Origin of the sequence: Achromobacter sp. Marseille-Q4954 (genome assembly GCF_943737025.1) — a bacterium.
Taxonomy (GTDB): domain Bacteria; phylum Pseudomonadota; class Gammaproteobacteria; order Burkholderiales; family Burkholderiaceae_B; genus Achromobacter; species Achromobacter bronchisepticus_A.
Genome location: NZ_CALSFQ010000001.1, coordinates 1,235,692 through 1,256,926, shown reverse-complemented (window position 1 = coordinate 1,256,926; position 21,235 = coordinate 1,235,692). Strand labels below are relative to the sequence as shown.

The following is a 21,235-nucleotide window of genomic DNA, read 5'->3' as shown; positions in this document are numbered from 1 at the left end:
CAGGCCGTGAGCAAGGTCGTGCGGTGGGGAAATGCCGTGACCTTGGCGCTTGCCGGCAGCGCACATGCGTTGACGTTCGCCCCGGATCCGCTGCCCCAGTGGTCGCTGCCCATCGTGCAAATCCTCGCGCTGGCGGTTCTGGCACGCGCCAGCTTCGCCGCCGAGCGCGGCCGGCAGGCATTCCTTCGCGGATGGGGGTTCGGTTTCGTCAATTTTGCGGTCGGCTTGTACTGGCTGTTCATCAGCATCCATGACTACGGTGGTTTGTCCGCGCCACTGGCCGGGGCCAGCGTCGTGGCGCTGTCTGCCTTTCTCGCGCTGTTTCCCGGTCTTGCCTGTGCGATCAGCAAGTGGCTGCAGTCCCGCATTCGGCGGCGAGCGGCACTGTCACACGTGCTGGCCTGGTCGGCTGCTTGGGCCGCCTCGGAATGGCTGCGCGGCGTGCTGTTCTCGGGCTTTCCGTGGCTGAACATTGGCTACGCCCATGTGGACAGCCCATTGGTCGGCTGGGCGCCGTTGCTGGGCGTGCATGGTGTCGCGCTGCTCGCGGCGTACCTCTCAGGGACCGTGGCGTTCCTGTCGCGTCCGGCCGCGGCGTCCATGCGTTGGAACGTGTCCTTGCTGGCGACGGTGCTGATCCTGATCGCCATGGGGTGGATACTTGCTCGTCTCGATTGGTCGACGGCCGAAGGCGAGCCATTGAATCTGAGGCTGGTACAGGCAAACATCGATCAATCGCAGAAGTTCGATCCGACGCGGCTCGAAGACGGCATCGTCAGGCACTTGCGGCTGGCTGCGCAGCCACCTGGTCCCGGAGAGCCGCATCCGGACCTGATCGTCCTGCCAGAGACGGTCGTGCCCATATTCCAAGACCAGCTCAACCCGACGATCTGGAAAGCCTGGCTTGACGTCGCCGCGCACCAGCGCAGCATGATTGCGATGGGCGTTCCTTTGCACAGCATGGCGGCCGACGGCAGCTCGCGGTACACCAACAGCGCCATCGGCTTCGACGCCGGCACACCTTTGCAGCAGCTTGTCGACGCCTCCCTGCCGCTACGCTACGACAAGCACCACCTCGTTCCGTGGGGCGAGTATGTACCGGCCGGGTTCGAGTGGTTCACGCGAATGCTGGACATGCCGCTGGGCGATTTCGATCGCGGAGCCCCGGTCCAGCTACCGTTCTCGGTGAATGATCAGCACTTGGCGTTCAACATTTGCTACGAGGATGTTTTCGGTTCCGAGCTGCTCCCGTCGCTCCTGCCGAACCCCGGCGGAGGACCCGGCGCGAGCGTGCTTGTGAACTTGAGCAACCTCGCCTGGTTCGGCCAGACCTGGGCGCTTCGCCAGCATCTGCAGATCGGGCGGATGCGCAGCATCGAGACCGCACGGCCTATGGTGACCTCCACGAATACAGGCATCACAGCCTCGATCGATCCGAAAGGACGGGTCGCTGCCGCTCTGCCGCCACACAGGCCGGGCGTGTTGTCCGTGACCGTACAAGGCATGAGCGGCCTGACGCCGTACGTTCGCCATGGCGACCAGCCCGTCCTGTTGCTCATAGGGATGGTGCTGGCTGGTCTCGCATGGCGCCCGACCCGACGGTAGCCGCAAGACCGGCAGCCGCACGAGCACTGCCATGCGCCCGATCCCCGGCGGCGGGTTACACCCAAGTCAGACGATAGATCGAACGAAGGGGAACCACATCAGCATGCATCCGTCCCTTGGCTGTAACCCCGCCATCCATGGCAGCACACCAAACCTACGGCTTTGAATCCAAACTGCGTCCTGCAGGCCAGGCTTGGCTTTTTTTGGGTGCAGGGTCAGTGGGCACGAGAAATTTCGCAACCAGACCTCCCCCTTCCCGGGGTTCGAGATTCAGTGCCCCACCAAATCTCTCTGCAATGGCCCGCACGATCGAAATGCCCAGGCCCGCCCCGTCCTTACTCTTTCGGCCCTGGTCGCCGCGCCAGAAACGTTGGCCGATTTGGGATGCCTGCTCGGCAGTCAGCCCGGGGCCACGGTCCGATACGGTAACCACACACCGCTGTGCATTCGGATCCAGGAACACGCCAACCTCGATCGCCGCATCTCGCGGCGAGTAGCGCATTGCGTTGTCAACCAGATTGCGAACTGCCGTTTCCAGCATCGACTTGGGCACCGGAGTTCCGGTGTCCTCGCCGATGATGTTCAACGACAAGCGCTCATTTTCGTGCGCCTTCCACTGTTCCAGCACGCCGCCGACAGAAGCGACCACAGAGGTGCAACCGTCCGCCTTGTCGGCAGACGTCTCGGCGCGGGCCAGCGTCATCATCTGGTCCAAGGTGCGCCGCAGTCGTTTCACGCCTTCCTCTGCACTGGAGAGAGACGATGCCACCTCGTCGCCTTCACTGAGCCGGGCCACCTGCAGATGCGTATCGATCACGGTCAACGGTGTGCGCAGCTCGTGCGCCGCGGCATCGGTGAATGCCCGCTGGCTGGCAAGTGTTCGTGCCAGGCGCTTGAGAAGCCCATTCATTGCGTCCAGAACCGGGCGCAGTTCCGAGGGCGAATGGTTGACAGCAATGGGGGACGTGTCGTCCGCGTGTTTGTCGCGCAATTGCTGCGACAGAGCCTCCAGGGGGGCCAGCCCCCGGCCAATGCCGATCCAAAGGGCAGCCAGGCCGCCAAGGAAAGCAATCAAGAATGGCACGCCAGCCACGCTCAGCAGTTCGTTGATCAGCATATCCCGCTGATCCACGCGATCCGCCGTCGTGATCTGGTAGCCATTGGCACGAAGAACGTAGACCCTCCACTGATGTCCCAAAACGTCCCGCGTGCTGAAGCCGGCCGGCAGTGACTCGAACTCCGAGTGAGGTCCAGTGGTCGTTTGTGCCAGGATCTCTCCCTGCAAGGACCGGATTTCACATGCGATGCCCTCCTTGCCGCTGACGCGCACCGCCTCGGTGAAGTCGTTGGACGCCGCATTCGGAGCCAGCGCGGCGCGTTCAAGAAGCCCGGACACCATGCGTGCCGACATGGCAAGGCGGCCGTCGAGGGTTCGGTCGAGATTGGAATGAACGCCGCGCATCATCCAGCCGGCGGCAGCACCCCACAGAACCAACAGCGAGATACCGGCGATCAGAACAGCCCGAAGGCGCAGGCTCATGATGCGAGCCTCCAGCCCAGCCGATAGCCGAGCCCCCGGACCGTCTCGATGGCTTCGGCGCCGAGCTTGCGGCGGATGTTGTGGATATGCACATTGAGCGCATTGCTGCCGATCTCTTCCCCGAGGCCATACAAGCGCTCGTTGAGCAGGTCGGGCGGGACCCACCGGCCATCGGCGTTGGCGAGATGGGCCAGCAGATCGACCTCGCGGCGCGACAAGGAGACGGACTCGCCCTGGAACCAGGCCAGCCCGCTCTCCGGCTCCAGCCGCAGGGGGCCGGCCGAGATGACCTGGGCCGCACGGCCTTGCGTGCGTCTGACCAGCGCATGCAGCCGGGCCGCGAGTTCACGCAGATCGAACGGTTTGACCATGTAGTCGTCGGCACCTTCATGCAGCCCTTTGAGCCTGTGTTCGATGGCGTCCCGCGCCGTGAGGATCAGGACAGGCAACTGAGGCTCGACGGCCCGCATGCTGGCCAGCAACTCCATGCCGTCCCGGTCGGGAAGCCCGAGATCGAGCACCAGGGCATGGAAGGTGTCTTCTGCATGCGTGGCTTCGGCTTCTTCTGCGGTGGCGACGTGATGCACCGCGATGCCGTGCTTGTGCAGACCGGCCACGATCCCTCGCCCGATCAGTTCGTCGTCTTCCACCAACAGTATTCGCATGGCGCCTACCCACCTGAGTTTGCTTGTTTGACACGCTCATGTTAGGCCAGAAATGACAGCAACGTAGGACGCAAGTTCCCGCTAATTCTCAGTTAATCGGGAGAAGACATGATTTTGAAGATTGCCCCTTGAGGGCGCACCTTCCAAGGATGCCCATGTGTATGAACTATGACCCGGCCCATGCTTGAAGCTCTCGATCTGGTGGGCATTCGGGGGGAGCACCGACTGTTTGACCATTTGACTTTCCGGATCGCGCCGGGCGAGTGCCTGTTGGTGCAAGGCGAGAACGGCAGCGGGAAGACCACGCTATTGCGATCGCTCGCAGGCTTCGCAACGCCGGATGCCGGCAGAGTTTTATGGAAAGGAAAGCCGCTACGCAATCAATGGAGTGAATACCAACGCGAACTGGTCTACAGCGGCCATGGCATTGGGCTCAAAGAAGACCTGAATGCCTTGGACAACCTGCTCGCCGCAGCCGCCATTGCAGGTGAGCCACTCACCCCGGAACGTGTGGAATCAGCGCTGGACGACGTTGGCTTGACCGAGCACAGGCATCTGCCGGTCCGGATGTTGTCGCAAGGCCAAAAGCGCCGTGCAAGCCTGGCTCGACTGCTCCTCTACAAGAGGAAATTATGGATTCTCGACGAGCCCTCCACAGCGCTGGACAAATTCGGTGCGCGATGGCTTGGTGAAGTGATCCATGGGCACCAGTCCCGTGGCGGAATGGTCGTTCTGACAAGTCACCAAGAGCTGGCCGTGAAAGCTTCTCAGACCGTCCGGATGGGGGCATGAGCCAGTGAGCCAGCCCCTCGTTGCCCATCCGGTGTTTGTCGTGATTCGCCGGGACTTGGAAGTGGCCTTGCTCCGAAGGTCAGACGCGCTGATACCTCTTTTCTTCTTTGTCGTCGTCGTCAGTCTGTTTCCCTTGGGTATCGGCCCCGAGCGCGAAATACTCCGGCGGATCGCTCCAGGCGTCCTGTGGGTGTCGGCATTGCTGGCCAGCATGCTTTCGCTGAATCGCCTGTTCGAGCAGGATCACGCCGATGGCACGCTGGAGCAGATGATGCTGTCGCCGGCGCCGTTGGCCATGTTGGTCGTCGGCAAGATCACGGCACATTGGCTGTTGTCCGGTTTGCCCTTGGCCTTGCTTGCGCCCGCGCTGGCATTGCAGTTCGACCTGCCTGCCTCGTCCCTCTGGATTCTGACCGCATCGCTCGCTATCGGTACGCCTGTGCTCAGCCTCATCGGCGCCGTCGGCGCGGGGCTGACGCTGGGCGTACGCGCAGGGGGTGTTCTCGTTGCTGTGCTGGTGCTGCCGCTCTACATCCCGGTGCTGATCTTCGGCGCCGGCGCGGTCGATGCGTCGATCCTCGGTCAGGGTGCGTCGGCCAACCTCTCCTTGCTCGCCGCCGTGTTCGTCTTGGCGGCGTTCTTCACGCCATTCGCAACGAGTGCATCGCTGCGCATCGCACTTGAGTATTGAGGAGCGAAGCGAATGGTCAACTGGTTCAAATTTTCATCTCCCAAAGCGTTTTACCCTATCGCGGGAAAGCTCATCCCTTGGCTCGGCGTGACCGCCGCGGCGCTGTCACTCGCTGGCGTCTGTGTGGGGTTCTTCTTGGCACCCACGGACGCCCAGCAGGGAGAGGGATATCGCATCATCTTCCTGCACGTGCCGGTTTCATGGATGTCCATGGTCATCTACCTGGCGATGGCGTTCTGGGCCGGCATTGGCCTGGTGTTCAACAGCCGCCTGTCGGCAATGATGGCCTCGGCGCTGGCCCCCACGGGTGCACTGTTCACCTTCCTTTCGCTGTGGACAGGCGCCTTGTGGGGAAAGCCGATGTGGGGAACCTGGTGGGTCTGGGATGCACGACTGACCTCTGAACTTGTCCTGCTGTTTCTGTACGTCGGCTTCATCGCACTCCAATCGGCGATCGAAGATCGTCGCCGTGCCGATCGGGCAGGCGCCGTGCTGGCGCTGGTCGGCGTGGTGAACATCCCTGTGATCTATTTCTCCGTGCAATGGTGGAACACCTTGCACCAGGGTGCCTCGGTATCGCTGACTCGCGCGCCCTCCATGGCGATGGTCATGTTGCTGGGCATGCTGATCATGGTTCTTGCGGCCTGGGCTTACACGGCTGCGGCGGCGCTGGCGCGCGTGCGCTGCATCATCCTGGAACGCGAACATCACGCCGGCTGGTTGCAGGACATCGAGGAGGTGAAGCGATGAACTGGGCCAGTGTCGGTGAGTTCCTGGCGATGGGTGGTTATGGTGTGTACGTTTGGGGATCCGTCCTGATGACGGTGGTGTTGCTTTGGACGGAATGCCGAATGCTTCGGCGCCGGCGCCGAGCAGCACTACGGCGCATCCAGTCGGAATTGCCGGGCAAGGAGGTGCGGCGTGAAGCCACGACATAAACGCATCGCACTCATCGTCGCCGGGCTATCCGCCATCGGCATCGCCACGGCGCTGGTGCTCAATGCCTTTCAGAGCAACCTTGTGTTTTTCTTTACGCCCTCGCAGATCAGTGCCGGGGAGGCACCATTGGAGCGCACCTTTCGAGTCGGCGGCATGGTGGAACGAGGCAGTCTGAAGCGACAGCGTGGTGAGCTTGCCGTGCAATTCGTCATCACCGATACGGTCAAAACAATCCCGGTCACTTATTCGGGCATCTTGCCCGACCTGTTCAGTGAAGGAAAAGGGGTTGTTGTTCAAGGACGGCTGGACAGTGCCGGCCTCTTTCGCGCCGAGGAGGTGCTGGCCAAGCACGACGAGAACTACATGCCACCCGAGGCCCAGCATGCACTGGACGAGGCCCAGAAGAATTCAGCTTCAAGGAAGCCTTGACCCATGATTCCAGAAATCGGCCACCTCGCCCTCATCGCCGCCTTGTTCGTGGCACTCGCTCAAGGTGTTCTTGCCCTGGCCGGCGCGGCGCGAGCCAACCTCACCTGGATCGCGTTCGCCCGTCCCGCAGCACGCACGCAATTCCTGCTGGTGATCGTCGGTTTTACAGCGCTCACCTGGGCCTTTGTCGCGAAGGACTACTCGGTCGCCTACGTCGCTCAAAATTCCAATTCTCAGCTCCCGCTGGGCTACAGAATGGCCGCGGTCTGGGGCGGACATGAGGGTTCGCTCCTGCTCTGGCTGCTGATGCAGACCGGATGGGCCTATGCGGTCAGCCGGCTGTCGAAGCAGCTTCCGGATGCCATGGTGGCGCGCGTTCTGGGTGTGCTCGGGCTGGTGACGGCCGGTTTCCTGCTGTTCGTCCTGTTGACCTCCAATCCCTTCGAACGACTTTTCCCGGTCCCGCAAGACGGATGGGATCTGAATCCGCTCTTGCAGGATATCGGCTTGATCTTTCATCCGCCGCTGCTTTACATGGGGTACGTCGGATTTTCGGTGGCCTTCGCATTCGCGATCGCCGCATTGCTTGCCGGACAACTGGACTCGACGTGGGCGCGCTGGTCGCGTCCCTGGGCCACCGCAGCCTGGGCGTTTCTGACGGTCGGCATCGCCTTGGGAAGTTGGTGGGCCTACTACGAGTTGGGCTGGGGGGGATGGTGGTTTTGGGACCCGGTCGAGAACTCATCGTTCATCCCCTGGCTGGTGGGCACTGCCTTGATCCACTCTTTGGCAGTAACGGAAAAGCGGGCCAGCTTCAAGAATTGGACGGTGCTGCTGTCCATCGGTGCATTTTCATGCTCGTTGCTTGGTGCCTTTCTGGTGCGCTCGGGCGTACTGACTTCCGTGCATGCATTTGCCACCGATCCACGGCGCGGACTGTTTATTCTGATTCTGCTGACTGTCATTGTGGGCACGTCGCTCGCTTTGTTCGCATGGCGAGCCCCCAAGGTCGGAATGGGAGGACGGTTCGACACGGTCTCCAGGGAGTCCTTGCTGCTGGCGAACAATGTGCTGCTGGTGGTCACTGCCGGCGCGGTCGCACTCGGTACGCTGTACCCACTGCTCATCGACGCGTTGGGCCTGGGCAAGCTCTCCGTCGGGCCGCCATACTTCAATGCGGTGTTCGTGCCATTGATGATCCCCGCGTTACTTCTGATTGCGGTCGGACCCGTCGCCAATTGGAAGGCCGCCCAGTTCGGTGCCATCTTCAGGCAGTTGCGCGTTCCGATGATTGCGGCACCCGTGGTGGGCCTGACCGCTCCATTCGTGCTGGGACACTGGTCAGGCTCCGCGGCGTTGGGCTTGATGCTGGCCACATGGATCGCCGTGTCCGTGGGGACGGGCATCTTCGGTCGAATGCGCGCCACCCGCGGCGGGTTGCGTGCCCAGCCGCGCAGTTGGCTTGGGATGCATATGGCGCATCTGGGCATCGCGGTATTCGTGACTGGCGTGACCATCGTCAGCGGGTATGAGACCGAGCGAGACGTTCGATTGGCCCAGGGAGAGTCCGTCAGCATCGGCGGCTACAACCTCACTTTGGTCGGCGTAAGGAGCGCGCGAGGACCCAACTACGTGACGCAGATAGGCGATATCGAACTGTCGCGCGACGGCAAGGTCTTGCGTCGGCTCCATCCGGAGAAGCGCAACTACCCGGCCTCGCAGATGCCGATGACCGAAGTGGCGATCGACGCAAATGGACTGCGCCACGTCTACGCGGCGCTCGGCGAACCGCTCGGAGAGGGCGTTTGGAGCGTTCGCGTCTACCACAAGCCGTTCGTCGACTGGATCTGGATCGGCTGCATCCTGATGGCGCTTGGCGGCGGCTTGGCCATCAGCGATCGCCGATACCGCCTGAAGCCTCGCCGTCAACACGCCGCCCAGCCATTGCCCGAGGCCACATCATGAACCGCTTCCTATGGCCGCTGCTCGGATTCTTTGTATTGGTGTCATTTCTCGCGATGGGACTGACGCTCAAGCCCAGCGAGGTGCCGTCGCCCTTGATCAACAAGCCCGCGCCACGCTTCAGTCTTCCGCAACTGCAAGCCCCGGACAAGACCTTCTCGCCCGAGAGCATGATCGGGAAAGTATGGGTACTGAACGTGTGGGCTTCCTGGTGCGCGCCCTGTCTTGAGGAGCATCCCGTCATCACCGAATTGGCCAGCAGGCATGCCGTCTCGGTGGTCGGCATGAACTACAAGGACACGCCGCAGAACGCCATCGCCTGGCTAGGACGCAATGGCAACGCCTTTGAAACGACGATCTCCGATGCGCACGGGGCTGTCGGCATCGACTTCGGGGTGTACGGCGTGCCGGAAACCTATCTGATCGACAAGGCGGGCATCATTCGCTACAAGCATACCGGGCCGATGGACGCGGGTGAAATGCGCAGCGAGCTGCTGCCGCTGGTGCAGGAGCTTGAGAAATGATCCTCTGGCGGCTGGCATTGTTTTTCTTTTTGTTCACGGCTCCGGTCTGGGCCAGCGACCAGGCGGCCGAGGACCGCATGCTGGGCATTGCATCCGAGTTGCGTTGCCTGGTTTGCCAGAACGAGTCGATTGCAGCTTCGCAGGCCGATCTCGCCGCCGACTTGCGTCAACAGATTCGCGAGCAGATCCGTGCCGGAAAAAGCGATGACGACATCCGAACCTATATGGTCGAACGATACGGCGACTTTGTGCTTTACCGCCCGCCATTGAAGCCGACAACGATGCTGCTTTGGTTTGGCCCGTTCGCGCTGCTTGCCCTGGGCTTTGTGGTCTTGGTCATGAGTCTGCGCAGCCGAAACCGCAAGCCGAAGAATGCTGCCCTCAATGAAGAGGAGCGCAGACACGCGGACGCGCTGCTGGCTCCGCCACACAATGCCCTGGACGAGTCATGAGCATCGTTTTCCTGGTTCTGGCGTCGGTGCTCGTGGGAGGCGTCTCGCTATGGCTTTCTTTCCTCCTCTGGCGAGGGGGACATGGTGCGGGCAACCAGGTTGCCCCTGACAGCGTGAACGCCGCGGTACTGCGCGATCAATGGGCGGAGTTGGAGAGAGACCACTTCAATGGCACGCTGTCGGCCCATGAATTGGCCGATGCAAGATCCGATCTGCAACGGCGAGCGCTGGATGAAACTGCTCCATCGCCGTCGAGATTGGGGCCACCTGCTGGAAGCAGGGGGGCAGCGATCACTGTCGCCATTGTGCTGCCGATCGCGACGGCGCTGACCTATTCGTACTTGGGGAATCCGGCCGCCGTGGACCCGCCACAGGTTCGCAGCGCGGGTATGACGACGCAAGCCGATGTGCAAGCCATGGTGGCCTCACTGCAGGCACGACTGGCCCAGCACCCCGATGATCCTGGAGGCTGGCTCATGCTGGCGCGTTCCTACCGCTACTTCGGCGATCATGAGCAAGCCGTCAATGCCTTCACTCGCGCCAATGAACTTGTCCAGAACGATCCACAAGCTTTGTCGGAATACGCGGAGTCGCTGTCCAGAATCCGCGGCTCCGGCTTTGAGGGAGAGCCCACCCGTATGCTTGAGCGGGCCTTGTCGCTCGATCCCAATGCAGCCCTGCCTCTGACTCTGGCCGGCGCTGCTGCGGTGCAGCGCCGGGACTACCAAGCGGCCATCGCGCACTGGCAGAAGCTGCTAGGGATGATGCCCCCCGACTCCGAGGCGGCGAAAGTCGTCGAGGCCGGGATCGAACGGGCCCGGACGGAGCAGGCGGAACTCGCCCACGGTCGATCATCAGAGCCAAGCGCAAAGCATTGATGGCATCCCGGTTCCCAGGGGCCGTGCGGGGGACCTTTAGTTTCGCTTAATCGGGTCATCGCATGATCCAGGCAGCTTTGCTTGGAGGATTCGGATTTGGCTTTTCATCGGCGCGTCGTAGCGATCTTTCTCCTGTGTTGTTGTGCGGTCGGCAGCGCGTGGGCGAATGGCCTTTTTTCCTCCTGGGGCAGCAGTGAACGGCAATTTCTGGACGTTGCCGAAGTTCTCAAGCTGGACCCTGCGCAGCAGCAGGGCGATTCGTTCTCGGCCGCTGGGCACATCGCCGATGGCTACTACGTCTATCGCCATGCCCTCAAGTTGGTCGATGCCCAGGGCCATGAGGTCAGCTTGAGCCTTCCGGCAGGAACGGCCAAACACGACGAATTCTTTGGCGACACGGAAATCTATACGGGCGAGGCGCTCAAGCTGCGCTTTCCTGCCACTGCCCCCGGCCCGCTGACGCTCCACTGGCAGGGCTGCGCGGAAGCAGGGATCTGCTATCCGCCGCAGACCATGAACGTGGCACTGCCGGCTGTGGTGGCCGGTACCTCCCCGGCCGGCAATGATTCCGTCCAGGGGAGTTCGGCCGTGGCCGCCACCCATGCAGGCAGCCAGGGTGGGCCGACCGAGGTGGCGGAGGATCAAGCCGCAGCGCAGCGGCTTGCAGCGCTGGGGCCCGTGTGGGGGACGCTGCTGTTCTTCGGCTTCGGGTTGCTGCTGGCTTTCACGCCATGCTCGCTCCCGATGATCCCCATCATCTCCACCATGGTGGTCGGCAGCCAGGCCAGGCCGCGGCGGGCTTTCTTCCTCTCCCTGTCCTATGTCTTGGCGATGGCGGGCACCTACGCCGCGGTAGGTGTGGCCGCTGGCCTGGCCGGGGCCAATCTGCAGGCCACACTGCAATCGCCTTGGCTGCTCGGAGCGTTTGCAGCCTTGTTCCTGGTCCTGGCGAGTTCCTTGTTCGGTCTGTTCGAGCTGCAGATGCCCTCGGCGCTGATCAATCGGGTCGAATCCGCTGGCAGAGAGCGCTCGGGCGGGAGCCTCCCCGGCGCGGCGGCGCTGGGCTTCCTCTCGGCGCTTCTGGTCGGGCCTTGCATGACCGCTCCATTGGCGGGCGCATTGCTGTACATCGGGCAGACCGGCAGCGCGGTCTACGGCGGCATGGCCTTGTTCGCGCTGGGTTTGGGCATGGGACTGCCCCTGCTGGCCATCGCCGTGTTCGGTGCCCGGGTCCTGCCGCGGCCTGGCGCGTGGATGGACCGCGTGCGCGTGGCATTCGGCTACGTCATGGTGGGCATGGCCGTGATGATGCTGACGCGCGTCCTGCCCGGCACGGTCAGCCTGGTTCTGTGGGGCGCGTGGGTCTTGTCGGTGGCGATTGGACTGATCGCTTGGGGCCAGGCCGTGGCAGCAAAGCATCGGCTGGCATGGACGCTGCGGTCCGGCGCTGTCTTCGCCGGCTTGTGGTCCATCCTGATGCTGGTCGGCGCGGCCTCTGGCGGCGAATCGGCATTGCAGCCGCTGGCACACCTGCGCGGGGATTCGGCTTCGGCAGCACCGGCGACAGGCGGCGTCGCTTACCTGCAGGCCAAATCGGTCGAGGACGTCGATGCGCATCTGGCACAGGCCGCCTCACGCGGTCAATGGACTCTGATCGATTTCTACGCCGACTGGTGCGTCAGTTGCCATGTGATCGAACGCAACGTATTCGGCGACCCGGCCGTCGCGTCCCGACTGGCCCGGATGCAGGTCGTGCGACCGGACGTGACGCGCAATGATGCGACCGACCAGACCTTGCTCAAGCATTGGGGTGTCATGGGACCGCCTACTCTCATTCTCGTCGGTCCGGATGGCAAGGAACGGCGCGATCTGCGCGTCGTCGGCGAGATCGATGCCAGCGCCTTCTTGGAGCGCTTGGACAAGGCTGGTTCCTGATGATCAGCATCGGTCCATTCTCCGTTCAGGTGGTTGCCGTCTTCTTGGCCATCCTGCTGGCCTGGGTCGTGGCGCGCATGGTGGCCAAGCGGTTGCCCGACTCTCCGTACAAGGCGGCCGGTGGCATGCTGCTGGACGCCGTTTTTGTGGGGCTTGTGGCAGCTCGCCTCGGCTACATCGCGCAGTGGTGGGAAGAGTACGCGCAGTCGCCAATGTCCATGATTTCCATTGGCGATCAAGGCTTTTTGTGGTGGGTCGGTGTCCTGGCCGCGGTGACGCTCATCTGGTGGCGCACCCGTGCGGTTCAGGCATTGCGCCGGCCTGTGCTGGCGGGAGTTGCGGCCGGACTCTTGGCCTGGTTTGCGGCCGGTGGCGTGCTGGCTTTGCTTCAGCGCTCGGCGCCGCCATTGCCGGCCTTGACGCTCGCAACGCTCGATGAACGGCCTGTCGTCCTCAATTCCTATGCTGGGCGGCCCGTCGTGCTCAACCTCTGGGCTTCATGGTGTCCACCATGCCGTCGCGAGATGCCGGTGTTCGAGCAGGCGCAAGCGCAGTATCCCGGTATCGCCTTCGTCATGGTCAACCAGGGAGAAAGCGCCCAGCAGGCCCGCGCCTTTCTTGAAAGCGAACGCCTGCAGCTCAAGGATGTGCTGCTCGACCCCGCTTCCCAGACCATGCAGGCCGTCGCCTCGCGAGGCCTGCCCACCACCTTGTTCTTCGATGAACAAGGACGCCTGGTGGATACCCATCTGGGCGAACTCACGATGGCAAGCCTCAAACACACGGTGTCGCGCCGATTCGCGCCAGCCCAACAGATCAAGACAGACAAGGAGTAATCATGTTTGCACAACGCTCGCACATTTCGTTCCTCTTGGCCGCCAGCTTCATGGCGGTCACCGGCTGCAGCAAGGCAGAGACGGCGGACAAGCCGGCCGTCCTCAAGGCGCTGGAGGGCCAGGGCCTGACCGTCACGCAGGAATTCAAGGTCGGCGGTGGTCTGCGCGCCTTCGCCGCCGTCGCGGGTGACCGGCCCATTGCCGTATACATCACGAGCGACGGCAATGCCATCGTGGGAACTCGCCTGAACGCCAAGGGCGAGCCGATGGACGAAGCGGACCTCGAAAAGCTGGCCGCCAAACCGATCAGCGACAAGGAATGGTCGCAGCTCCAGTCGTCTACCTGGGTGCTGGACGGCAAGGCAGATGCGCCGCGCGTCATCTACACCTTCAGCGATGCCAACTGCCCCTATTGCAACGCCTTTTGGGAAGCTGCACGCCCTTGGGTGGATTCCGGCAAGGTCCAATTGCGGCACATTCTGGTGGGCATCATCAAGGATGACAGTCCGGCCAAAGCCGCGGCCATCCTTGGCGCGCCTGACCGGAGCGCGGCATTGTTGACGAACGAACGACAGTTCGGCCAAGGCGGGATTACGCCAGCCAAGAGCGTGCCTGCCGATGTGCGCAAGATCCTCGATGACAACCTGGCACTCATGGCGAGCACCGGCTTCCGGGGGACGCCCGGCATCGTCGTGCGCGGCCCCAACGGGGTCCTCAAGAAATACAACGGCATGCCGCGAGGGGCGCAACTGGGTGAAGTGCTGGGACCGCGCTGAACCAGCCGCCGAGGCACCGAACCTGATGGCCACTTCTCTCAGACCGCATCCCAGGCTGTTCAACGGAAATTGCACAAAGGATCATTCACCATGCTCTCGCTGACGGGTGGAGTGCTGGGCCTCATCATTGGAGCCGTGCTGGGATTGACTGGGGCCGGCGGCGGCATCTTCGCCGTGCCGGCGCTGGTATTCGGCCTGGGCATGGACATCCGTCAGGCCGCGCCCGTGGCGCTGCTCGCCGTGGGCGCTGCGGCGACCCTGGGGGCTGCGCAGGGCTTGCGCCAGGGCGTTGTTCGGTACAAGGCAGCGATGATGCTGGCGGCTGCCGGTACCGTGACGGCTCCGCTGGGCGTGCAGCTCGCTCACTGGCTTTCGCCTCGATGGCTGAACCTGATCTTCGTCGCCATCATGCTCGTGGTGGCTTACCGTATGTTCATGTCATCCCGTGGCAACCAGCCGCAGGGCGATTCGGCTGACGAGCAGGGCCGGGTCTGCAAGATCTCCAAGGACACCGGCCGCTTCGTCTGGAACGTGCGAACCGCGACCACGCTGGGAAGCATCGGCGTCGTCTCCGGTTTGGCCACGGGCATGCTGGGGGTGGGCGGCGGATTCATCATCGTCCCGGCCCTGGCGCATTTCAGCGAGCTGCGCATGCACAGCATCGTCGCGACCTCGCTCATGGTGATCGCGCTGCTGTCCGCGGTGACCGTGTTCATCGCGTGGAGTCACGGCCTGACGCTTACCGCACCCGCCTGGACATTCGTTCTCACGGCGCTCGTGGGCATGTCAATTGGCCGCGTTCTGGCACGCAGGATTCCCTCAAAGATGCTCCAGCGGGTGTTCTCGATCACCTGCGTGGCCGTGGCGGCCCTCATGCTCATGCGCAATGTTGGCTAGAGGTCCGATGTTCGATGTTCGATTAATTGATGTGGACGGGAATATTCAATGCAGACAAGGAAAGCAGATATCGCCATCATTGGCGCGGGAACCGCTGGCAGCACCGCATTCCACGCGCTGAAGGCGGCAGGCAAACAGGTGGTTCTGATCGATCGGGGGCCATTGGGGACGACCTGCGCGCGCGTCGGATGCATGCCTTCGAAAGCGGCGCTGCATGCCGGCATGCACTGGAAGGTTGCCAAGGCACTCGCGGCGAGCGCCACGCCGTCGACCCAAGGGCCGCAGGCCTTGTGGTCCCACGCCCGCCAGACCAGGGATGCGCTGGCCAGCGCCGCCGCGGAACGCACACGCAAGGCGGCCGGCGAGAGCCTGATCATGGCCGAAGCGCGCTTCGTCGCGCCAGGCATCTTGCAGGCGGGCGAACAACGGATCGAGGCCGGCGCCTTCATCGTGGCGACGGGCTCCCGCCCGGTGGTTCCCAAAGCGCTCGAAGGTGTCGCCTCCCGCGTTCTGACCACCGATACCCTGTTCGACCTGGAAGTCCTGCCGGCCCGGATGGGGATCCTGGGGCTGGGCGCCATCGGGCTGGAACTCGGCTTGGCCCTGTCTCGGCTGGATGTGCAGGTGGTCGCGGCAGACCAGAAAGACACCATCGGCGGTATCCAAGACCCCGATGTCCTGAAGCGAGCGATCGCCAGGTTCGAGACCGAATTGCCGATGTGGCTGGGCGCCGCCGTCGAAGTCAGCCTTGAGGGCGACCAGGTACGCATGCGCACCGGCGAGCGCGAGGCCCTGGTGGATCGGCTTCTCGTCGTGACGGGACGACAGCCCAATACCGAGGCGCTCGACCTCGCCGCGGCCGGCATCTCCCTGGATCAGGCTGGCCGACCGAGCATCGACCCCGCGACCATGCAGGCCCCCGGGTCCTCCCAGGTGCCGATTTTCTTCGCAGGCGACGTGCAGCCGGATCGCCCCCTGATGCACGAGGCCGCGGACGAGGGCCAGATGGCGGCGCAGGCCGCGTTGTCGAGCTTGCGCGGGGAAAGCTGGCCAGGGGCATCGCGGCGCGTGCCGATCACGATCCTGTTCACCGACCCGGATGCGTGCGCAGTCGGCATGACCCATGAGGCCGCGATGCAGGAAGGCGCGGTCGTCGGCACTGCGGAAGGCAGCGGCAACGGGCGCTCCAAGATCCTGGGAGCCCCGGAAAACCTGCTGCGCATCTATGCCGACCCCGGCTCAGGCGCCTTGCTCGGTGCCAGCATGCTCCTGACGCAAGGCGAGCATCTGGCGCACCTGATCGCCTGGGCGATCCAGGCAAAGCAGACGGTCAACGATCTGCTGGCCATGCCGTACTACCACCCCTCCATCGAGGAGATGCTGCAAAGCGCCTTGAAATCCGCATCCCAGCAGATGCGCCCGTGAACGACCTTTCTGACGGCCACAGCCGAGCGACCATGACCCAAGACACCCAACGCCCTACATTGAAAGTGATCATCCACGCACCGACGGCAGAAGCCTTTGAGCGTGCGCGAAACAATGCAAGCAATCTCAAGCGCGCGGCGCCCGATGCCGATGTGCGCATCGTCGCGAACGCGCAAGCCGTCGCTGCCGCCCTGGACACGGCACCTTCCGACCTCGACACGCTCACCTGGGTATGTCCCAACACACTTTCGCGGATCGGCAGGGAGAACAGAGAGCCGCTCGAAGTACTGGACGGGCCTGCCGTCATCGAGATGGCGCGCATGCAGCAAGCGGGATGGACCTACATACGGGCGTAGCACGCGATTGCCCGTTCGGCATTGGGGGGGTGAGACCATGGAATTACGACATCTGCGCTATTTCATGGCCCTGGCTGAAGAGTTGCATTTCACGCGGGCCGCCGAGCGCCTGCACATCGAACAGCCCCCCTTGTCCCGTGCCATCAAAGAACTGGAGGACGAGCTAGGGGTCGTGCTGTTCGTCCGGAACCGCCGTGGAACCGTGCTGACGCCGGCGGGTGTCGTCTTTCTTCAAGATGTCCGCAGATTGTTCACCGTGCTCGAACAGGCACGCGAAAGCGCCCACGCCGTGGCAGCGGGTTTGCGAGGCAGTCTGCGCATCGCAATTTCCGACGGGGCGATCGATGCTCGCCTGTCGGCATTTCTGGCCCGGTGTCGTGCGGAGGAGCCGGAGATCGAGATACGTCTGTCCGAGGTTCCGCTGGCCGAGCAGTTACGCGGCCTGCGGTCCGGGGATTTCATGATCGGATTCGCGCATACGGCCGACGTCGGCGACGACATACGGGCTGAGCCCATCTGGCGAGATCCATTGGTCATCGCCGTGCCGGCACGGCACGCACTGCTCGCCCACAAAAAGGTCCCGCTCCAAGAAGTCGGGATCCATCCACTGGTCTTGTGTGATCCCCATGCATGCGAGGGCTACTGCCGGGAACTGACACGACTGCTGCAGGTGCTTGAGCACAAGTTGAACGTCGTCGAGGAGGTGTCCTCGCTGGACATGATGCTCACCTTAGTCGGTGCCGGCTACGGCATCGGTTTTTTGGCTGCAAGCAAGATTCCGGTTTGCCAACGCCCAGACGTGGTGATCCGTCCCCTGGCCATCGATTCAGCCGTCATCACGACTTACTTGCTGCGACCTGACAGCAACGATTTGTCGGCTTCGCTGGAGCGATTCATCGTTCGCCTACGTGAGTCTGCGAGCGGCTGACGCAGCCCCGCTGGCAGACACCCTCAAAGATCGGTTTCGGCACGAAGATTGCGCTCGGTGGCCGCCATCAATTCTGCCGCGCTTATCCTAAGTGCTACTGAAATTTTCAGTATGAGGGGCAGCGTGGGCACGTGCTCACCACGCTCGATCTTGCCCATGTGCGAGCGCGAAATGCCTGCCCGAGATGCGAACTCGTCTTGCGCGACTCCTTGTGCGACGCGCGCAGCGCGCACGGCCTGTCCGAAAGCTGTCGCCGCTGCGGATTCATACGTTTTTGTACCAGAAGGACGGCCTGGCTGAATGGTTGATTTCTGCATCAGCAGAAGCGTCAAACAATCTGCCAAAATTAACCACGTTAAAGATAACGGCGTTAAACTTCACTCTTGACCACGATGCAAGTTCACCTCCTCGGCCAGAACACTTTTTGGGGGCTCGCATGCATGATGCCACCAGCCAGTTTTCCCATCTCAGGCTTGCCATAGCACCTGGCGTGCCATCCTCATGCTTCTCCTCGCTTCTCGCCCTGCAACGCGCGGAAGAGCCAGAAATCACTATCGCGTTCTTTGAGACATCAAGTGACGACCTGGTGACGGGCATTGATGAAGGTCGCTACGACGCAGGAATGTCGCTCCGGGCCGTAAGCGCTCCGTCTCTGAATAGCCAACCATTGTGGCTTGAGAACATCGCTGTTGCCATGCCATGGCGGTCCCCGTTACTTGCCCAGACAAAACTCACGCTCGCCGAGCTTCTGAACTACCCCGTGTTTCGCTGGCCGGCAGAAAGCTGCTCACCGCTGGATCAGCGACTATCATCCCTACCACCGTTGAACCAGCAGAGTATCCAGCACGTGACCTCGTTCGAGATGTTGGCGCTATGGGTTGGCGCTGGCTATGGCGTTGGGATCACAGCGCAATCGCGCATCAAGCGTGCTGATGCATGGGGGATCACCGCCCGGCCGCTGGCTGAGGGTCCCTACGAGGTCGTGACGCATCTGCAGCGACCCAAAGGACGAGCCAACGCGGTTTCTGAGCGGTTCGAGCGCAGAGCGATGCAGGTAGCCAAGGATAGCGCGGTCCAATCGAATACCCGATAGCGTGCCCGCGCTGAGCGTCCCCTGATGTGCAGATGCCAGGCGTCCAACGATCCGCTGGACATGCATGATCGTCTGCTCGATTTCTAGACGGCGACATCGGCGCCTGTCCTTAGCTCCCGCACCACAGCACACTGAACGAACTCATGCAGGCGGTGCAGATGTAGCGCGGGGGCCGTGAGGCCCTCGCGGGCGCTGTAACACTACGCGCCGTCCAAAGCCACAGCGCTCTCCATCAGCCGGCGAACGCTCTGGCGCACCTCTTCGGAGATAGGCCGCGGCGGGACGACCTCGGGAGCATTCGCATGGGGCTGGCCGCCTGCGATGACCTGGGCCACCATGCCCAGATTGCTTGGCGTCACGATGTCGATGGCCGCGCGATCACCCAGGTCGGGGTGTGGCCGGGTCAACATGCGGTAAAGCTCCCATGAATCCGCCTGCGGGTACTGGTGCATGAGCACCTGGGCCAGCTTATGCTTGAGCGGCACCAGTTGCCAGTCGGGGACGCGCTGCCCCCGGTTGCCCAGGCTGATGGAGAGCAGCTTGCCGGCCTTCAGCTCGCGGTTGATCTGGTCCTTGGACTTTCCGGCGAGCTTGCCGAACAGGGGCACCGGCAGACTGCTCGGCGATTCGTAAATGGCCAGCATTTCCTCGCGCTCGCGCTGGATGGCGGACACCTCGGGTTCCGGCGCATGTGTCGGGGGTGGCGGCACCTGCGACAACCGTTGGAAGGTGATGCCTCCGTCGCTCGGCGTCACAACGATAGGGGTAGCCACTACCGGCGGAACGGGTGCCGCAGAGGAACTTGCAACGATGGCGTCAGCCTTGTCCTCCTCCGCAATGGCGGGCACGCCCTCGATGTGGATAGTGAGGTGTGCGCTGGCCGCTTCGACCTGGGCCTGTTCGAGCAAGTCGAGACGGTCAGCCCAGTCCTGCATCATCCGGCGCCGCGGCTCCACATACTTGGCGTGGTTGTAGGACGAACTTACCTTGTTCGGATCGGAGTGCGAAAGCTGGGCATCCACCCAAATCTTCGGGTAACCGATCTCGTTGAGCGCCGTCGAGATCGTTCCGCGAATACCGTGTCCGGTCAGTCGATCCGTGTAACCCATCCGCTTCAAGGCGGCGTTGAGCGTGTTCTCGCTGATGCGCTTCTTGAGGTTGCTGCGGTGTGTCAACAGGTGGCGCTGCGCCGGCCGCATCACCCCGAGCAGGTAGCGCACGATCTCGATGGCCTGGACGGACAACGGCACGATGTAGGGCGGCACATCCTGCGGACGCTTGCCCGCCTTGCGCATCTCGTCCTGAAGCTGCTTGACGATTTCCGGCGGGATGATCCACAGGCCACGGTCGAGGTCGAACTGGTCGGGGGTCGCGAGCCGCAGCTCTCCGGTACGCACGCCGGTCAGGAACAGCAGGCGGATACCAAGCTGGGTCTGCCAGCCCCGAGGGTTGTAGAGCCTGAGCTTCTGGAGGAACTCGGGAAGCTCAGGCAGATGCAGGTAGGGGTTGTGGGTCACCGCGGGCTTGGGCTCGGCCACTACGTCCAGGTCCGTAGCCGGATTGGCCTCCATTCCCTCGACAATGACCAGCGCGTAGCGGAACAACTGTCCCAGCCAGGTACGGACCTTCTCTGCAGTGGTGAACGCCTCGCGCTTTTCGATCCGCGCCAGGACGCCCAGGAGCTGCGGCCGCCGAATGTCATAGATCGACATTTGCTTGAGGCTGGGCAGCACGTCTTTCTCGAAGATCCGCTTGATCTGCGACAGCGTGCTGTTCCTGCCTTCCTTGAGTTCCTTGGCGCGGTGCTCGAACCAGGCATCGAAGACAGCCTTGAACGTGTAGTCCGAGGCCAACTTGACCGCGTGCCGCTTCTGCTTACGGTCAGCGTGGGGGTTGATGCCTTGGGCCAGGAGTGCCCGGGCTTCGTCGCGCAAGGTGCGGGCTTCGCGCAGGCCGATCTCGGGATAGTTGCCCAGGGAGATGCGTTTTTGCTTGCCGAGCCAGTAGTAACGCAGGTGCCACGATTTGCCGCCGGTAGGGGCGACCACCAGGCCGAGGCCGTCGGTATCGGGGATGCTGTAGGTTTTCTTGGCGGCCTTGGCTTGCCGCACGGTCAGATCAGAGAGTGCCATCATCAAACTCCTAAGTCGTGAGACTTAGGCTCGATGCTGCTGGTCATCCCGATCCAACCCCAGCAACAACCCGGAACCGGCACCACCCGCATTCTTTGGCCTTAATTTTGGCCTCAAAAACGCTGGCTGTCGGTGGATTTCCGTGGCTTTGGCTGGAATGAAAAAAGGAGCCGAAGCTCCTCTTTTCAATGACTTACAGACGTCAGTGGACGTCTGTAGATCATAAATTGGAGCGGGAAACGAGTCTCGAACTCGCGACCTCAACCTTGGCAAGGTTGCGCTCTACCAACTGAGCTACTCCCGCGGGGGCACTGCGTTTTGGTGTAATTTCTGACTTGGTTTTCAGAAAGGCCGTGTCCACCAAAGACAGCGATTATACA

22 protein-coding genes and 1 tRNA gene are annotated in these 21,235 nt (G+C 62.8%); 18 read left to right on the top strand and 5 right to left on the bottom strand.

The window, feature by feature from the left end; translation table 11 throughout:
• Nucleotides 1–6: 6 nt before the first annotated feature.
• On the top strand, nucleotides 7–1,605 hold the full coding sequence (gene lnt / locus NGK62_RS05820; protein ID WP_020204489.1) for an apolipoprotein N-acyltransferase: 1,599 nt from the start codon (nucleotides 7–9) through the stop codon (nucleotides 1,603–1,605).
• A 154-nt stretch (nucleotides 1,606–1,759) separates the two neighbouring features.
• Here lnt and NGK62_RS05815 read toward each other — a convergent pair whose 3' ends face one another.
• Both NGK62_RS05815 and NGK62_RS05810 read right to left on the bottom strand, forming a co-directional pair.
• Nucleotides 1,760–3,145: an ATP-binding protein gene (locus NGK62_RS05815; RefSeq protein WP_251877735.1), complete on the bottom strand. Its 1,386-nt coding sequence runs from the start codon at nucleotides 3,143–3,145 to the stop codon at nucleotides 1,760–1,762.
• Nucleotides 3,142–3,810, bottom strand: a complete 669-nt coding sequence (locus NGK62_RS05810; RefSeq protein WP_020204487.1) for a response regulator — start codon at nucleotides 3,808–3,810, stop codon at nucleotides 3,142–3,144. Before NGK62_RS05810 ends, NGK62_RS05815 begins: the two co-directional genes overlap by 4 nt.
• Nucleotides 3,811–3,990: 180 nt before the next feature.
• On the opposite strand from NGK62_RS05810, the gene ccmA reads away from it, so the two are divergent.
• The 16 genes from ccmA (at nucleotide 3,991) to NGK62_RS05730 (ending at nucleotide 17,630) form a co-directional block, all read left to right on the top strand.
• Nucleotides 3,991–4,602: a cytochrome c biogenesis heme-transporting ATPase CcmA gene (ccmA, locus tag NGK62_RS05805; RefSeq protein WP_029043916.1), complete on the top strand. Its 612-nt coding sequence runs from the start codon at nucleotides 3,991–3,993 to the stop codon at nucleotides 4,600–4,602.
• 4 nt (nucleotides 4,603–4,606) lie between these two features.
• A complete protein-coding gene (gene ccmB, locus NGK62_RS05800; RefSeq protein WP_020204485.1) occupies nucleotides 4,607–5,293 on the top strand; it encodes a heme exporter protein CcmB in 687 nt (228 codons plus the stop codon).
• 12 nt (nucleotides 5,294–5,305) lie between these two features.
• Nucleotides 5,306–6,043, top strand: coding sequence for a heme ABC transporter permease CcmC (gene ccmC / locus NGK62_RS05795; RefSeq protein ID WP_020204484.1), 738 nt, complete (start codon nucleotides 5,306–5,308; stop codon nucleotides 6,041–6,043).
• Nucleotides 6,040–6,231: a heme exporter protein CcmD gene (ccmD, locus tag NGK62_RS05790; protein ID WP_081651476.1), complete on the top strand. Its 192-nt coding sequence runs from the start codon at nucleotides 6,040–6,042 to the stop codon at nucleotides 6,229–6,231. The genes ccmC and ccmD overlap by 4 nt, the downstream gene beginning before the upstream one ends.
• Nucleotides 6,215–6,661 carry a cytochrome c maturation protein CcmE gene (gene ccmE, locus NGK62_RS05785; protein ID WP_020204483.1) on the top strand — a complete coding sequence of 149 codons (447 nt, stop codon included), beginning with the start codon at nucleotides 6,215–6,217 and terminating at the stop codon, nucleotides 6,659–6,661. The genes ccmD and ccmE overlap by 17 nt, the downstream gene beginning before the upstream one ends.
• A 3-nt stretch (nucleotides 6,662–6,664) precedes the next feature.
• A complete protein-coding gene (locus tag NGK62_RS05780; RefSeq protein ID WP_020204482.1) occupies nucleotides 6,665–8,626 on the top strand; it encodes a heme lyase CcmF/NrfE family subunit in 1,962 nt (653 codons plus the stop codon).
• Entirely contained in the window at nucleotides 8,623–9,147 is a 525-nt protein-coding gene (locus NGK62_RS05775) for a DsbE family thiol:disulfide interchange protein (protein WP_029043915.1), read from the top strand. Before NGK62_RS05780 ends, NGK62_RS05775 begins: the two co-directional genes overlap by 4 nt.
• The gene (locus NGK62_RS05770; protein WP_020204480.1) at nucleotides 9,144–9,599 is read left to right on the top strand and encodes a cytochrome c-type biogenesis protein; all 456 of its coding nucleotides are present in this window, start codon (nucleotides 9,144–9,146) and stop codon (nucleotides 9,597–9,599) included. The genes NGK62_RS05775 and NGK62_RS05770 overlap by 4 nt, the downstream gene beginning before the upstream one ends.
• Nucleotides 9,596–10,477: a c-type cytochrome biogenesis protein CcmI gene (ccmI, locus tag NGK62_RS05765; RefSeq protein ID WP_029043914.1), complete on the top strand. Its 882-nt coding sequence runs from the start codon at nucleotides 9,596–9,598 to the stop codon at nucleotides 10,475–10,477. The genes NGK62_RS05770 and ccmI overlap by 4 nt, the downstream gene beginning before the upstream one ends.
• Nucleotides 10,478–10,558: 81 nt before the next feature.
• Complete coding sequence (gene dsbD, locus NGK62_RS05760; RefSeq protein WP_020204478.1) at nucleotides 10,559–12,412, top strand: protein-disulfide reductase DsbD; 1,854 nt, start codon at nucleotides 10,559–10,561, stop codon at nucleotides 12,410–12,412.
• Nucleotides 12,412–13,248, top strand: coding sequence for a TlpA disulfide reductase family protein (locus NGK62_RS05755; protein ID WP_020204477.1), 837 nt, complete (start codon nucleotides 12,412–12,414; stop codon nucleotides 13,246–13,248). Before dsbD ends, NGK62_RS05755 begins: the two co-directional genes overlap by 1 nt.
• A 2-nt stretch (nucleotides 13,249–13,250) precedes the next feature.
• Nucleotides 13,251–14,024 (top strand): thiol:disulfide interchange protein DsbG, encoded by a 774-nt coding sequence (gene dsbG / locus NGK62_RS05750; RefSeq protein WP_020204476.1) that lies wholly within the window; start codon nucleotides 13,251–13,253, stop codon nucleotides 14,022–14,024.
• 90 nt (nucleotides 14,025–14,114) lie between these two features.
• The gene (locus tag NGK62_RS05745; protein WP_020204475.1) at nucleotides 14,115–14,921 is read left to right on the top strand and encodes a sulfite exporter TauE/SafE family protein; all 807 of its coding nucleotides are present in this window, start codon (nucleotides 14,115–14,117) and stop codon (nucleotides 14,919–14,921) included.
• Between the two features lie 48 nt (nucleotides 14,922–14,969).
• Nucleotides 14,970–16,346, top strand: coding sequence for a dihydrolipoyl dehydrogenase (locus tag NGK62_RS05740; protein ID WP_020204474.1), 1,377 nt, complete (start codon nucleotides 14,970–14,972; stop codon nucleotides 16,344–16,346).
• Between the two features lie 32 nt (nucleotides 16,347–16,378).
• On the top strand, nucleotides 16,379–16,702 hold the full coding sequence (locus NGK62_RS05735; protein WP_029043913.1) for a hypothetical protein: 324 nt from the start codon (nucleotides 16,379–16,381) through the stop codon (nucleotides 16,700–16,702).
• Nucleotides 16,703–16,739: 37 nt separating this feature from the next.
• Complete coding sequence (locus NGK62_RS05730) at nucleotides 16,740–17,630, top strand: LysR family transcriptional regulator (RefSeq protein ID WP_029043912.1); 891 nt, start codon at nucleotides 16,740–16,742, stop codon at nucleotides 17,628–17,630.
• A 23-nt stretch (nucleotides 17,631–17,653) separates the two neighbouring features.
• On the opposite strand, the gene NGK62_RS05725 is transcribed toward NGK62_RS05730, so the two are convergent.
• The gene (locus tag NGK62_RS05725) at nucleotides 17,654–17,947 is read right to left on the bottom strand and encodes a helix-turn-helix domain-containing protein (protein ID WP_081651477.1); all 294 of its coding nucleotides are present in this window, start codon (nucleotides 17,945–17,947) and stop codon (nucleotides 17,654–17,656) included.
• 119 nt (nucleotides 17,948–18,066) lie between these two features.
• Here NGK62_RS05725 and NGK62_RS05720 point away from each other — a divergent pair, with 119 nt between their 5' ends.
• Nucleotides 18,067–18,723: a substrate-binding domain-containing protein gene (locus tag NGK62_RS05720; protein WP_081651475.1), complete on the top strand. Its 657-nt coding sequence runs from the start codon at nucleotides 18,067–18,069 to the stop codon at nucleotides 18,721–18,723.
• Between the two features lie 200 nt (nucleotides 18,724–18,923).
• Here NGK62_RS05720 and NGK62_RS05715 read toward each other — a convergent pair whose 3' ends face one another.
• Together NGK62_RS05715 and NGK62_RS05710 are read right to left on the bottom strand one after the other, a co-directional pair.
• Nucleotides 18,924–20,855: a tyrosine-type recombinase/integrase gene (locus tag NGK62_RS05715; RefSeq protein ID WP_196445952.1), complete on the bottom strand. Its 1,932-nt coding sequence runs from the start codon at nucleotides 20,853–20,855 to the stop codon at nucleotides 18,924–18,926.
• 228 nt (nucleotides 20,856–21,083) lie between these two features.
• Nucleotides 21,084–21,159 (bottom strand) — tRNA-Gly (locus tag NGK62_RS05710).
• Nucleotides 21,160–21,235: the final 76 nt, after the last annotated feature.